Origin of the sequence: Azospirillum lipoferum (assembly GCF_024170005.1) — a bacterium.
GTDB lineage: Bacteria > Pseudomonadota > Alphaproteobacteria > Azospirillales > Azospirillaceae > Azospirillum > Azospirillum lipoferum.
Genome location: NZ_JALJXJ010000004.1, coordinates 463,943 through 476,353, shown reverse-complemented (window position 1 = coordinate 476,353; position 12,411 = coordinate 463,943). Strand labels below are relative to the sequence as shown.

At 64.1% G+C, this 12,411-nt stretch carries 15 protein-coding genes and 3 tRNA genes; 8 read left to right on the top strand and 10 right to left on the bottom strand.

Annotated features, from left to right (window positions below):
• Window positions 1-31: 31 nt before the first annotated feature.
• The gene (locus tag J2848_RS12300; RefSeq protein ID WP_149231275.1) at window positions 32-832 is read right to left on the bottom strand and encodes an SDR family NAD(P)-dependent oxidoreductase; all 801 of its coding nucleotides are present in this window, start codon (window positions 830-832) and stop codon (window positions 32-34) included.
• A gap of 169 nt (window positions 833-1,001) precedes the next feature.
• Here J2848_RS12300 and J2848_RS12295 point away from each other — a divergent pair, with 169 nt between their 5' ends.
• The 4 genes from J2848_RS12295 to J2848_RS12285 all read left to right on the top strand — a co-directional run bounded on the left by J2848_RS12295 (window position 1,002) and on the right by J2848_RS12285 (window position 4,173).
• Window positions 1,002-2,192 carry a THUMP domain-containing class I SAM-dependent RNA methyltransferase gene (locus J2848_RS12295; RefSeq protein WP_149231274.1) on the top strand — a complete coding sequence of 397 codons (1,191 nt, stop codon included), beginning with the start codon at window positions 1,002-1,004 and terminating at the stop codon, window positions 2,190-2,192.
• Between the two features lie 224 nt (window positions 2,193-2,416).
• The gene (locus tag J2848_RS12290; protein ID WP_149231273.1) at window positions 2,417-3,229 is read left to right on the top strand and encodes a pentapeptide repeat-containing protein; all 813 of its coding nucleotides are present in this window, start codon (window positions 2,417-2,419) and stop codon (window positions 3,227-3,229) included.
• 1 nt (window position 3,230) lies between these two features.
• Complete coding sequence (locus tag J2848_RS36105) at window positions 3,231-3,866, top strand: nucleotidyltransferase domain-containing protein (protein ID WP_149231272.1); 636 nt, start codon at window positions 3,231-3,233, stop codon at window positions 3,864-3,866.
• Window positions 3,853-4,173 carry a hypothetical protein gene (locus J2848_RS12285; protein WP_149231271.1) on the top strand — a complete coding sequence of 107 codons (321 nt, stop codon included), beginning with the start codon at window positions 3,853-3,855 and terminating at the stop codon, window positions 4,171-4,173. The genes J2848_RS36105 and J2848_RS12285 overlap by 14 nt, the downstream gene beginning before the upstream one ends.
• Window positions 4,174-4,204: 31 nt before the next feature.
• On the opposite strand, the gene J2848_RS12280 is transcribed toward J2848_RS12285, so the two are convergent.
• The 5 genes from J2848_RS12280 to J2848_RS12260 all read right to left on the bottom strand — a co-directional run bounded on the left by J2848_RS12280 (window position 4,205) and on the right by J2848_RS12260 (window position 5,969).
• Window positions 4,205-4,280: transfer RNA gene (locus J2848_RS12280), tRNA-Glu, on the bottom strand.
• A 45-nt stretch (window positions 4,281-4,325) separates the two neighbouring features.
• Window positions 4,326-4,401, bottom strand: a tRNA-Glu gene (locus J2848_RS12275).
• A 69-nt stretch (window positions 4,402-4,470) separates the two neighbouring features.
• Window positions 4,471-4,546: transfer RNA gene (locus tag J2848_RS12270), tRNA-Glu, on the bottom strand.
• A gap of 55 nt (window positions 4,547-4,601) precedes the next feature.
• Window positions 4,602-5,624: a threonine aldolase family protein gene (locus J2848_RS12265; protein ID WP_149231336.1), complete on the bottom strand. Its 1,023-nt coding sequence runs from the start codon at window positions 5,622-5,624 to the stop codon at window positions 4,602-4,604.
• A gap of 27 nt (window positions 5,625-5,651) precedes the next feature.
• On the bottom strand, window positions 5,652-5,969 hold the full coding sequence (locus J2848_RS12260; RefSeq protein ID WP_149231270.1) for a hypothetical protein: 318 nt from the start codon (window positions 5,967-5,969) through the stop codon (window positions 5,652-5,654).
• A gap of 52 nt (window positions 5,970-6,021) precedes the next feature.
• Between J2848_RS12260 and J2848_RS12255 the strand changes: the two genes are divergently transcribed.
• The 4 genes from J2848_RS12255 (at window position 6,022) to J2848_RS12240 (ending at window position 9,739) form a co-directional block, all read left to right on the top strand.
• The gene (locus tag J2848_RS12255; protein WP_149231269.1) at window positions 6,022-7,068 is read left to right on the top strand and encodes an RluA family pseudouridine synthase; all 1,047 of its coding nucleotides are present in this window, start codon (window positions 6,022-6,024) and stop codon (window positions 7,066-7,068) included.
• A 161-nt stretch (window positions 7,069-7,229) separates the two neighbouring features.
• The gene (rpoH, locus tag J2848_RS12250) at window positions 7,230-8,120 is read left to right on the top strand and encodes an RNA polymerase sigma factor RpoH (protein ID WP_149231268.1); all 891 of its coding nucleotides are present in this window, start codon (window positions 7,230-7,232) and stop codon (window positions 8,118-8,120) included.
• 42 nt (window positions 8,121-8,162) lie between these two features.
• Window positions 8,163-8,684, top strand: a complete 522-nt coding sequence (locus tag J2848_RS12245) for a GNAT family N-acetyltransferase (protein ID WP_246193837.1) — start codon at window positions 8,163-8,165, stop codon at window positions 8,682-8,684.
• 74 nt (window positions 8,685-8,758) lie between these two features.
• Window positions 8,759-9,739: a bifunctional helix-turn-helix transcriptional regulator/GNAT family N-acetyltransferase gene (locus J2848_RS12240; protein WP_149231266.1), complete on the top strand. Its 981-nt coding sequence runs from the start codon at window positions 8,759-8,761 to the stop codon at window positions 9,737-9,739.
• Window positions 9,740-9,746: 7 nt separating this feature from the next.
• Here J2848_RS12240 and J2848_RS12235 read toward each other — a convergent pair whose 3' ends face one another.
• The 4 genes from J2848_RS12235 to J2848_RS12220 are packed head-to-tail and all read right to left on the bottom strand — an operon-like array spanning window position 9,747 to window position 12,362.
• Window positions 9,747-10,091: a gamma-glutamylcyclotransferase family protein gene (locus tag J2848_RS12235; RefSeq protein ID WP_149231265.1), complete on the bottom strand. Its 345-nt coding sequence runs from the start codon at window positions 10,089-10,091 to the stop codon at window positions 9,747-9,749.
• Window positions 10,084-10,470 (bottom strand): bleomycin resistance protein, encoded by a 387-nt coding sequence (locus J2848_RS12230; RefSeq protein WP_149231264.1) that lies wholly within the window; start codon window positions 10,468-10,470, stop codon window positions 10,084-10,086. Before J2848_RS12230 ends, J2848_RS12235 begins: the two co-directional genes overlap by 8 nt.
• Before the next feature lie 7 nt (window positions 10,471-10,477).
• Window positions 10,478-11,284 (bottom strand): PhzF family phenazine biosynthesis protein, encoded by an 807-nt coding sequence (locus tag J2848_RS12225; RefSeq protein WP_246193836.1) that lies wholly within the window; start codon window positions 11,282-11,284, stop codon window positions 10,478-10,480.
• Window positions 11,285-11,336: 52 nt separating this feature from the next.
• The gene (locus tag J2848_RS12220) at window positions 11,337-12,362 is read right to left on the bottom strand and encodes a threo-3-hydroxy-L-aspartate ammonia-lyase (protein ID WP_149231263.1); all 1,026 of its coding nucleotides are present in this window, start codon (window positions 12,360-12,362) and stop codon (window positions 11,337-11,339) included.
• Window positions 12,363-12,411 lie beyond the last annotated feature (49 nt).

The following is a 12,411-nucleotide window of genomic DNA, read 5'->3' as shown; positions in this document are numbered from 1 at the left end:
CTTGACCTGCGCAATTGCAAAACCTAAGCCATTAGTTATAGAACTGGCCACCGTTGACCTCGATGGTCTGGCCGGTGATGTAGCCGGCCAGCCGGTTGGAGGCGAGGAACAGGTAGGCGCCGACGCAATCCTCCGCCGTTCCCAGCCGTTTCAGCGGGATGCGCGCCGCGGTCTGCGCCAGCTTGTCGGCGGTCGAGTAGCGCTGGTGGAAATCGGTGTCGATGGTGCCGGGCGACACCGCGTTGACGCGGATGCCGTGCGGCGCCAGCTCCGTCGCCAGCGAGCGGGCGAGGCTGGCCTGGAAGGCCTTGGCGGCGCTGTAGAGCGACGAGCCGGCGCTGCCCCCGGTGCGGCCGGAGATGGAGCCGGTGTTGACGATGGCCCCCGCCGACGCGATCAGCGCCGGCAGGGCGGCGCGGCTGGCGACGACCGCCGAGGCGGCGTTCAGGTCGAACTGCCGTTGCAGGAAGCCGTCGTCGATGTCGGCCAGCGCCACCCGGCCCAGCATGGTGCCGGCATTGTTGACCAGCACGTCCAGCCCGCCCAGCCGGTCGACCGCCTGTTCCACCACCGCACGGGTCTGCCCCTTGTCGGCGAAGTCGCCGGCCAGCCCGACCACGCCACCCCCAATTCCGGCTCCCATCCCGGCCGCCACCGCTTCCACCGCGGCTTGGTCGCGGCCATGGATGGCGACGCGGGCGCCGAGCTGGGCGAAGGCCGCCGCCACCGCCGCACCGATGCCGCGGCGGCTGCCGGTGACCAGAACCCGCTTGCCGCGGAACTCCTGCGCCAGCAGGTCGGCGGGCCAACTGGTGGTCTCGGTGGTGGTCATGACGCGCGGTCTCCCCTGATGTCCGGCCCATCCCATGTTCGGAATCGCAAGCCGGCTTGATTGTTCGTGTTCCGATCCGATCATAGGGGCCGGCATTCCGGCGTCAACAGCCGGGCCATTCCGCGAGAATCCTGTCGATGGAACGCAGCCCTTCGGGCTATGTAGGCGCATGAACACCGACCCGACCAGCCCCGCCCAGCCTTTCGAGATTTTCCTGGTGGCCGCCCCCGGCCTGGAACCCGTGCTGTGCGCGGAGGCCGGCGACCGCGGCTTCACCAACCCGACCGTGGTGAAGGGCGGGGTGACGGTCACCGGCGGCTGGCCGGAGGTCTGGCGCGCCAATCTGGAACTGCGCGGCGCCACCCGCGTGCTGGCGCGCATCGCCAGCTTCCGTGCCCTGCATCTGGCGCAGCTGGACAAGCGCGCCCGCCGCGTCCCCTGGGCCGAGATCCTGCGCGCCGACATTCCGGTGCGGGTCGAGGCGTCCTGCAAGGCCTCGCGCATCTACCATGCCGGCGCCGCCGCCCAGCGCATCGAGCGCGCCATCGCCGAGGAACTCGGCGCCCCCATCGTCAAGGCCGCGCCCAAGAAGACCGGAAAGTCCGCCGACCGGGACACGCCGGAAGAAGACACCCGGGCCGTCCAGATCAAGGCGCGGATCGACGACGACCTCTGCACCATCAGCGTCGACAGCTCCGGCGAGTCGCTGCACAAGCGCGGCCACAAGGAGGCGGTCAACAAGGCGCCGATGCGCGAGACGCTGGCCGCCTTGTTCCTGCGCCAGTGCGGCTATGACGGGCGCGAACCGGTCCCCGTGGTGGATCCGATGTGCGGCTCCGGCACCTTCGTCATTGAGGCGGCCGAGATCGCCGCCGGCCTGAAGCCCGGCCGCTCCCGCTCCTTCGCCTTCGAACAGCTCGCCACTTTCGACGCCGCCCGCTGGCAGAGCCTGCGCAGCGCCGGCACGGTGACGCCGCCGGCGGTGCGCTTCTACGGCAGCGACCGCGACGCCGGCGCCATCACCATGAGCCGCGCCAATGCCGAGCGCGCCGGCGTTGGCGCCTGGACCGACTTCGCCCACCACGCCATCAGCGACCTGACCCCGCCGGAGGGGCCGCCCGGCCTCGTCATCGTCAACCCGCCCTACGGCGCCCGCATCGGCGAGGGCAAGTCCCTGATCCCGCTCTACCACGCCATGGGCCAGACGCTGAAGTCACGCTTCACCGGCTGGCGCGTGGGCATCATCACCAACGAGGCCGCCCTGGCGAAGGCGACGGAACTGCCGTTCCAGGAGGGCGGGGTGTCGGTGTCGAACGGAGGGATCAGGGTGACGCTGTATCAGACGGGAGTTTTGGAATAAAATTTCAATCCTTATGGAAGTCCACGCACCCCTCTGAACAAAGCTGGTTGTACCTACACATTCCCTCATGTATATATCTTATTAGGTATTCGCTTTCACCTGTGTTAAGCGGGCAAACCAATGCAACCAGGATGTGCTACATTGAGAATCCCTCCATCCTTTGTTTAGACACTTAATCTAGGAACAAAAGAAAACTTAATAGACTTTACCCGAGAGGGAACAAAATGCTTGTGCCAAGCGGGCGAAATATTGTGACAGACCAAAAATTTAATTCCGACGAGAATAATTCTTGTTATTCAAATACAACTTTTACACGACTCATTGCAAAGAAACAAAAATTTACGAAAGTAGACTTTAAATACTCTAATTTCGATAGCTGTTACTTGCGCGAATGTCAATTCGATTCATGTGACTTCACAGGATGCCGGTTCGTAGGAAGTAATTTCCACGGCTCTGTATTTGTTGGCTGCAAGTTTGACTATACGTACTTTGAAAAAACTAATATCGATGCAACAATACTGGAAACAGAAAGCCCTGCTCTCGAAAATATTAGACTTAGATTTGCAAGAACTCTTCGCACTAATTTCCAGCATTTAGGAGATGCAAGATCCATTAACCGCGCAATCTCAATTGAACTGCGAGCAACAGGCGAGCATTTGTATAACTCATGGCGCTCACCAGGAAGTTACTATAGAAAAAAGTACTCCGGCTTTTACGCGAGGATTCGGCAGTTTTTGCTATGGTCTGAGTTTAAGGCGTTAGACTTTATTTGGGGAAACGGAGAAAGCATTCTTAAGCTCATTAGGTTTGCACTAATTTTTATTTCAGGAATTTCCATACTCAACGTATATCTCTATGGAGATGCAAAGAGCTTAGACTCTTATTGGAATTCTTTAGCAGATGCTCCGAGCATATTCCTCGGCGTTAACTCGCCAGCTAACTATAACAAGGCATATTTAGCATTTATCGCGCTAATACGACTAATAGTTATTGGTTTTTTCCTTTCCATTATTATAAAGCGATTTAATAGGCGGTGACATGCATATATACGTCTTTGGCTCCATATGTCGTGGTGAACTCGATAAGAACTCTGATGTAGATCTTCTGGCTCTGACCGAAAGCCATGACGCTCTCCTGAGCCAAGAAATGTTCTCAATCTACTCCTACGATAGAATTAAATTTTTATGGAAACAGGGAAATCCATTTGCGTGGCATTTACGTTTGGAGTCAAAGTTGATATTTTCTCCAGACAAAAGTGACTTTTTAGCCGAATTGGGAGATCCTTCTGAATACGAGGCATATAATGATGATTTTTCGAAATTCTACAATCTGTTCCGCAGCTCACGAGACTCGCTTATTTTAGAGAATGAATGCCGGGTGTTTGATCTATCTTCTATATTTCTCAGCATAAGGAATATTGCAACATGCTTTTCACTGGCAGCATTGAATAGTCCTGTCTTTTCTAGAAGCTCTGCTATGAATATCGGTAAGCACAGCATATGTATAGATCCAGATGCATATAGGGTTCTTAAGCGCGCTCGCATATTATGCACGAGAGGAACTGGTGAAAAGATCACAGAGAATGAGTTCTCCCTAGTTATGTCTTGCCTGCAAGACATCGAAGATTGGATGCTAAATGTCTTGAAATTGGAGAGTACCCGTGAGCGAGTTTAATAATCGTATGGAAGCTCAACGCCACATTCTAAAAACTATCAACAAATTTCCCGGCTGGGCAGAGGAGCTATATGGCTTATCGCGAAAAGCAATTGAACGATGGGTAGGTTCAAACCATCTGGACTCGTCGTCACCACTCGTACTTTCTGTTAACGATGCGTCTGAAGCATTGTTTTTTATGGCGAATAAAAGCCAAGAACATATCACCGATGAATACGCTAAAGTTGTTCGAAGGATAGATTCCATCTCTTATCAGATAGAAATCGAGATTGAGAGGATGACTAGATCACCCAAGAAAATGCTGTAATATCTGGAAATAAGTAGGGTAATTAGAAAAATGGCGTCCCCGACGGGAGTCGAACCCGTGTCGCCGCCGTGAAAGGGCGGTGTCCTAGGCCTCTAGACGACGGGGACGTTGTACCTTCAACCTGCGCTCAACGAACTCATCCAGCGCGTGGATGGCGTCCCCAAGGGGAGTCGAACCCCTGTTACCGCCGTGAGAGGGCGGTGTCCTAGGCCTCTAGACGATGGGGACGTCTGGTCCCGATGCATGGCATGCGGCGGTGGAGGCTGCCACCGGCCGCGCGACCCAACCCTGGAAGGTTGGCGTCCCCAAGGGGAGTCGAACCCCTGTTACCGCCGTGAGAGGGCGGTGTCCTAGGCCTCTAGACGATGGGGACGTCATCGGCGTGGGCGGCTTTCTATCGAAGGCCGCCCGTCCGATCAAGCCTTTTCTTACAGGCTGCGCAAAATACCCAGCAATCCATCGACCGCTGCCGCCGGCGTGTCGAAGGCCGTCACGAAGCGCGCCGTGCCGTCGTCCCAGCGGTAGAAGCCGTAGCCGGCCGCCTCCAGCACCTCGGCGTAACGCCCCGGCAGGCGGACGAACAGCTCGTTCGCCTCCACCGGATGGGCCAGCTCGACGCCCGGCAGTACCGTAAGCCCGGCGGCCAGCCGGTCGGCCATGGCGTTGGCGTGGGCGGCCAGCCGCAGCCACAGCCCGTCATCCAGCCAGGCGTCGAGCTGTGCCGACAGGAAGCGCATCTTCGACACCAGATGGCCGCCGCGCTTGCGGCCGAAGCCGAAATCCTCGGCCATCGCCGGGTTGAAGAACACCACCGCCTCGGCGGCGAGGCAGCCGCCCTTGGTGCCGCCCAGCGTCAGAACGTCGACCCCGGCGCGCCACGTCACGTCGGCCGGCTTGCAGCCCAGCCGGGCGATGGCGTTGGCGAAGCGGGCGCCGTCCATATGCACGGCCATGCCGTTGGCATGGGCGACCTCGACCAGAGCCTCGACCTCCGCCGGGCTGTAGACGGTGCCGGCCTCCGTCGCCTGGGTCAGGCTGAGGGCGGCGGGCTGCACGCGGTGGACGACGCCGACGCCGGCCTTCGCGATGTGGCGCGACACCGTGTCGGGCGTCAGCTTGCCATGCTCGCCGGCCAGCGGGACGAGCTTGGCGCCGCCGGTGAAGAACTCCGGCGCGCCGCATTCGTCGATGGTGATGTGCGCCTCGTCATGGCACAGCACGGCGCCATAGGGCGGCACCAGCGCCGACAGCGCCAGCGAGTTGGCCGCCGTGCCGGTGGCGACGGGGAAGACCGCGACCTCGGTCTCGAAGATCGCGCACAGCCGCTCGGTCACCCGCGCGGTCCAGGGATCGTTGCCATAGGGCGAGGCGGTGCCGGAGGACGCGGCGGCCAGCGCCGTCATCACCTGCGGGGCGGCACCGGCGACGTTGTCGCTGCGGAAATCATGCATCATCTGTGTCCGGATAGGAGGGAACGGTCACTTGCCGGCGGTCACCGTCGCGGTGACGGCGCCGTTGCGCGGGTCGATCAGATAGAGGCGGTCCGGCCCCTGCGGCACGGTCACCTTGAACAGGACGCGGTTGCCGACCGCCAGCATCTCGCCGATGCGGGCGCCGGCCGGGACGTCCAGCGTCACCTCGGCCGGGCGCTCGGCCGGGATGGGCGCCGGGGCGGCGGCGGTCAGCGAGGCGCGGTTGGGGTCCGACATCCGCTTGTACAGCTCCACCCCCAGAAAGGTGAAGCCGGCGATGATCAGAACGCCCATGATGACGACGAGTGCCTTGAGGATCTGCACGGTTTGGGGTCCACTCCCGGACGATTGAAACAGGACGCGATACGCAAAGCCGATGGCCGCCGATACACCTGAAGACCTGTCCGACGATTTCCTCGATGCGGACGACGATGCCGGTTCGCCGGCCGGCACCCTCGCCTACACCATTCCCGACGAGGCGGCGGGGCAGCGGCTGGACAAGGCGTTGGCGGCGGGCCTGCCGGACCTGTCGCGGTCGCGCGTGCAGGCCCTGCTTGACCAGGGCTGCGTGCGCGGCGACGGCCGGACGATAACGGACCCGTCCCTGAGGGTCAAACCCGGCCAGACCTTCGAGGTCCAGGTTCCGGGCTCGCAGGCCGCCGAACCGGTGGCGCAGGACATCCCGATCGACGTGGTCTACGAGGATGCCGACGTGCTGGTGATCGACAAGCCGGCCGGGCTGGTGGTGCATCCCGCCGCCGGCAACCCGGACGGCACGCTGGTCAACGCCCTGCTGGCCCATTGCGGCGACAGCCTGTCCGGCATCGGCGGGGTGCGGCGGCCGGGCATCGTCCACCGGCTGGACAAGGACACCAGCGGCCTGATGGTGGTCGCCAAGAACGACCGCGCCCACCACGGCCTTTCCGACCAGTTCTCCGACCGCACGCTCAGCCGCACCTATCTGGCGCTGGTCTGGGGCGTGCCGAATCCGGCGCAGGGCCGGATCGAGGGCAACATCGGCCGCAGCAGCGCCGACCGCAAGAAGATGGCGGTGGTCACCGGCGGCGGCAAACCGGCCGCCACCAAGTACCGCGTGGTGAAGAGTTTCGGCATGGCCGCCTCGCTGATCGAATGCGTGCTGGAGACCGGGCGCACCCACCAGATCCGCGTCCACCTGACCCACATCGGCCATCCGCTGGTCGGCGATCCGCTCTATGGCCGCGGGCGGTCGGGGCGTCCGGGCGGGAAATTCGCCTCGCTGCTGCCGGAACCGGCGCGGTCCGGTCTTGTTGGGTTTCCGCGGCAGGCATTGCATGCCGCGGCGCTGACCTTCCGGCATCCGGTTAGTGGCGAAATTGTGGCATTCCGCTCCTCAATTCCGGCGGATATTCATGAACTAATTGTCACCCTGGAGTCGTTTTAAAACGGTACACCGGGAAATGTTTCTTGGTTAGACTCACCGTCAATGGCGAGGTTCCTTCGCCCGCTCATTGCGAGGGGCCTATGGAACCCGCGCTGAAGAACGGCGGCGGCCCCTGAAATCCTTCGGATGGGAATGCCGGCTGTCAGGAGAGGGGTTTTACCATGGCGACGGCATCCAACCTTCCGGCGATCGGGTCAGAAAGCAATCTGTCCCGCTATCTCCAGGAGATCCGCAAGTTCCCGATGCTGGAGCCGGAGCGGGAATACATGCTCGCCAAGAGCTGGCAGCAGCATGAGGATTCCGGCGCCGCCCACCAGCTCGTCACCAGCCATCTGCGGCTGGTGGCCAAGATCGCCATGGGCTACCGCGGTTACGGCCTGCCGCTGTCGGAGCTGATCTCCGAGGGCAATGTCGGCATGATGCAGGCGGTGAAGCGCTTCGACCCCGACCGCGGCTTCCGGCTGGCGACCTACGCCATGTGGTGGATTCGCGCGGCGATCCAGGAATATATCCTGCACAGCTGGTCACTGGTGAAGATGGGCACCACCGCCGCCCAGAAGAAGCTGTTCTTCAACCTGCGCCGGCTGAAGGGCCAGATGCAGGCGATCGAGGAGGGCGACCTGTCTCCCGAACAGGTCCAGGCCATCGCCACCAAGCTGGACGTGCCGGAACAGGACGTCGTCAACATGAACCGGCGCCTCGCCAGCCCCGACCATTCGCTGAACGCGCCGCTGCGGGCGGAGAGCGAGGGCGAATGGCAGGATTTCCTGGTCGACGAGAGCGCCAGCCAGGAAATCACGCTGGCCGACCGCGAGGAGCTGGGCAAGCGCCGCAAGCTGCTGGCGAACGCCATGACCGCGCTGAACGACCGCGAACGCGACATCCTGACCGAACGCCGCCTGCGCGAGGCGCCGACGACGCTGGAGGATCTGTCGCAGAAATACGGCATCAGCCGCGAGCGCGTCCGCCAGATCGAGGTCCGCGCCTTCGAGAAGCTGCAAAAGGCAATCAAGGCCGCCGCGGTGGACCAGAAGATGGAGACCGAGGCGTAAGGCACGCCCCCCCGCCCCCGCTACAGAGTCATGACGGGAACGATGCAGGATAGCGAAGTCACGCTCGCGGTCGTCGATCCGGGCGACCTGCCGGCTTTCAAGCGGCAGATGGAGGACGCCTTCGCGGTAGCGGTCATCGAGGAGTTCGGAGCCGTGACGGAGGGCTCGATTCCGTCCGCCGAGGATCTCGACCACTCCATGGAGTCTCCGGACGCGGTGGTGCTGCACATCCTGTGCGGCGGCGAAAAAATCGGCGGCGCCGTCCTGATGATCGACGACGAGACCCACCGCAATTCGCTGGACCTCTTCTTCATCTCGTCGCGGGACCATGGCCGCGGCCTGGGCTTCAAGGCCTGGACGGCGATCGAGCAGCGCTATCCCCGGACCCGCGTCTGGCAGACCCACACGCCCTATTTCGAGAAGCGCAACATTCACTTCTACGTGAACAAGTGCGGCTTCAGGATCGTCGAGTTCTTCAGCGACCGCCATCCGGACCCGCATTCCCCTGGGCCCTCCGGCCTGCCCGGCGGCGGCGAGATGTTCCGCTTCGAGAAAGTCATGTGACACCACCATCGCGCCTTTACAGACGCCGTCCTTTCCGCACATAGTTGTATGATACAACCATGTGCGGACCAATCATGCCTGTCACCAAGGATGCCGTCCTGCCGATCCGCGACGCGTCGCGCCGGATCGTGCGCGAACTTGGCTTCATGAAGCCGACGCTGGCCGGAACGGAACTGCCGGCCTCGGCCGTGCATGCGCTGATCGAGATCGGCAACCGGAGCGGCCTGACCGCGACCGACCTGTGCGATCGGCTGAATCTGGAGAAATCCAGCGTCAGCCGGATGCTGCGCAAGCTCATCGACGGCGGGGAACTGACGGAGGAAAGCAGCGATACGGACGGACGGGCGAAACGGCTCACCCTGACCGTCCAGGGGCGGCGGACGCTGGCCGCCATCGACGCCTTCGCCCAGGAACAGGTCGGCAGCGCGCTGGCCTGCCTGCCGGCCACCGACCATGCCATGGTGGTGGAGGGATTGCGGCTGTACGCGGATGCCCTGCATGCCCGCCGGGCCGCGGCCGGCGGCGGACCGAGGGTGGCGACTCCTCCGGCCGTGCGCATCGAACGCGGCTATCGGCCTGGACTGATCGGCCGGGCGGTGGACATGCATGCGCAATTCTACGCCCGTGCCCATGGCTTTGGTGCCGTCTTCGAAAGCAGGGTCGCCGCCGGGCTGGCGGATTTCCTGCCGCGGCTCGACCGTCCCGACAACGCCGTCTGGACGGCGCTGGACGGCGACCGCATCGTCGGCACCATCGCCATCGACGGCGAGGATCTGTCCGGCGCCGCGCCGGCTCCCCGCATCGCCCATCTGCGCTGGTTCATCGTCGAGGACGGGCGGCGCGGCGGCGGGGTGGGCCGGCGGCTGCTCGACGAAGCGCTGGCCTTCGCCGACCGCAGCGGTTTCGCCGAAACCCGGCTCTGGACCTTCCGCGGTCTGGACGCCGCCCGGCGCCTCTATGAAGCTGCCGGCTTCATCCTCGCCGCCGAATCGCCGGGCGACCAATGGGGCACCGAGGTGACCGAGCAATCCTTCGTCCGGCCCCGCCGGTCCTGACGGCGTCTCACGCCTTCACATACACCCAGGCCTCCGCCCCGGACTTCAGCCGGACCATGACGCGCCTGTAATCCGCGACCTCGTAGGAATCGGCAGCGGCCAGTTCTTCCGGGGTAATCTCGAACAGCATGCCGGCGACCTCGTCGGCCGGATCGCCGCTTTCGCTGACCACGGGGTGGAAGCGCTTGCCGCTGGTGCGGATCACCTCCGGGTCGGTGATCTCCAGCATGTCGCGGCGATAGCCGGGCATGGCGTCCGCCCGCCCGGCGAGCCGCCGGCCGAAGGACGCCAGCTGCACATTCTCCTGCTGCAAGGTGCCGTAGGAGAACAGAAGAACCGTATCGTCAGCCATCGCCGTCCCTCCCCGCTTCCGCACCGACCCGCAGCAGATTGCCGTCCGGATCGATATGGGCGAACTCGCGCAACCCATAGGGCGTGTCGGACACCGCCGTCAGCCGCCCACCCACCTTCGCGGCCGTCCACGCCGTGTGCAGGGCGTCGGCGTCGCTGACATAGAGGTAGCAGGCGACGACCGAGCGTTCCGGATCCAGGTCGGGAACCCGCGTCAGATGCAGGCTCACCCCGCCCCAATCGAGAAACCCATAAACGGGATCCGCGGCGTCATCGTCATAGGCGGTCACCGTGAAACCGAGCTGCCAATAGTGGGCGAGTGCCGCCCGCACATCCCGCACCGGCAGGATCGGTGCCACCCGCTCGAACTGAACGGTCATCACTCCCTCACACCCGGATCGAGCCTTCAAGATACAGCACCGCCTGCCCGCCGATCTTCACCCGGTCGCCGGCCAGTTCGCACAGCAGGTCGCCGCCGCGGGCCGAGACCTGACGCGCCGTCAGCACCGTCTTGCCCAGCCGCTCCGCCCAGTAAGGCGTCAGCATGCAGTGGGTGGAGCCGGTGACCGGATCCTCCGGGATGCCCTGGGCCGGGGCGAACAGGCGCGACACGAAATCGACCCCGCCCTCACCCGGTGCGGTGACGCAGACGGCGAACAGGTCCAGCTTCGACAACAGCGCCATGTCCGGCGCCAGCGCCCTCACCGCGTCGGCCGACTCATAGACCACCAGATAGTCGCGCCCGCTCAACACCGCGACCGGTGCCGGACCGCCCAATGCGGCCAGCAGGTTGGGGTCGGGGTTCTCCGCCGGCTCGGGCGGGCGGTTGGGGAAGTCCAGCGTGTAGCGCTCGCCGTCGCGGGTGACGGTCAGCGTGCCGGCCTGCCGGGTGGCGAACTCCATGCGCTCGCGCCCCGGCTCCAGAATCGTGGAGATGACGAAGGCGGTCGCCAGCGTGGCATGGCCGCACAGCTCGACCTCCACCGCCGGGGTGAACCAGCGCAGCTCATATTCCTCACCGCTGCGGATGAAGAAGGCGGTCTCCGCCAGATTGTTCTCCGCCGCGATGGCCTGGAGCTGCGCATCGGGCAGCCAGGACTCCAGCGGCACCACCGCCGCCGGGTTGCCGGCGAAGACACGGTCGGTGAAGGCATCGACCTGATAGATGGGCAGGCGCATGGCTTTCCCGGTCATGAATAGGGATCCCTTACGTTTCGGGGGAATGCAATTCGCAGGAAAAGGGCGTTCAGCCCGCCTGCACCAGCGAGGCGAAGCGGGCGAGGTCGACGTTGCCGCCGGTGACGACGATGCCGACGCGCTTGCCGCGCACGTCGAACTTGCCTGACAGCACCGCGGCGGCGGCGAGGCAGCCGGTCGGCTCGACCAGCATCTTCATCCGGCTGGCGAAGAAGCGCATGGCGTCGACCAGCTGGTCGTCGGTGACGGTCACGATGTCGTCGACCAGCCGCTGGATCACCGGGAAGGTCAGCTGACCGACCGCGCGGCTCTGGGCGCCGTCGGCGATGGTCTTCGGCGCGTCGATGCGGACGATGGCGCCGCTGCGCAGGCTCTGCTGGGCATCGTTGCCGGCCTCCGGCTCGACCCCGACGACGCGGCAGCCGGGATTGAGCGTCCTGGCGGCGATGACGCAGCCGGACAGCAGCCCGCCGCCGCCGGTCGGCACCACCAGCAGGTCGAGCGGCCCGCCCGTCTCTCCCGCCTCCTCGATCAGCTCCTTGGCGACGGTGCCCTGGCCGGCCATCACATGCGGATGGTCGAAGGGCGGGATCAGGACGCCGCCCCGCTCCTCCAGCACGCGGGCGACGGCGGCGTCCGGCGGCTCGGCATAGCGGTCGTACAGCACCACGTCGGCGCCATAGCCGCGCGTCGCCGCCAGCTTGGCCGCCGGGGCGTCCTGCGGCATGACAATGGTGGACTTCACCTTCAGCATCGATGCCGCCAGCGCCAGCGCCTGGGCGTGGTTGCCCGACGAATAGGCGACGACGCCCAGCGCGCGCTGCACCGGGGTGAAGCGCGACACCGCGTTGTAGGCGCCGCGGATCTTGAAGGCGCCGGTGCGCTGGAAATTCTCGCACTTGAACAGCAGTTCGCCGCCGGTCAGCGTGTCGGCGGTGCGGCTGGTCAGCACCGGCGTGCGGTGGGCGACGCCGGCGATCCGCTCCGCCGCCCCGGCCACGTCGGCATAGGAGATGGCGAGGCCGGCGGTGTCGATCCCGCTATCGGCGGCGCTGTTGACGATCATGTCGGGCATGGCAGCGGTGCTCCCCCCCTTATCTTGATTCCAGAGCCTTGATTCCGAA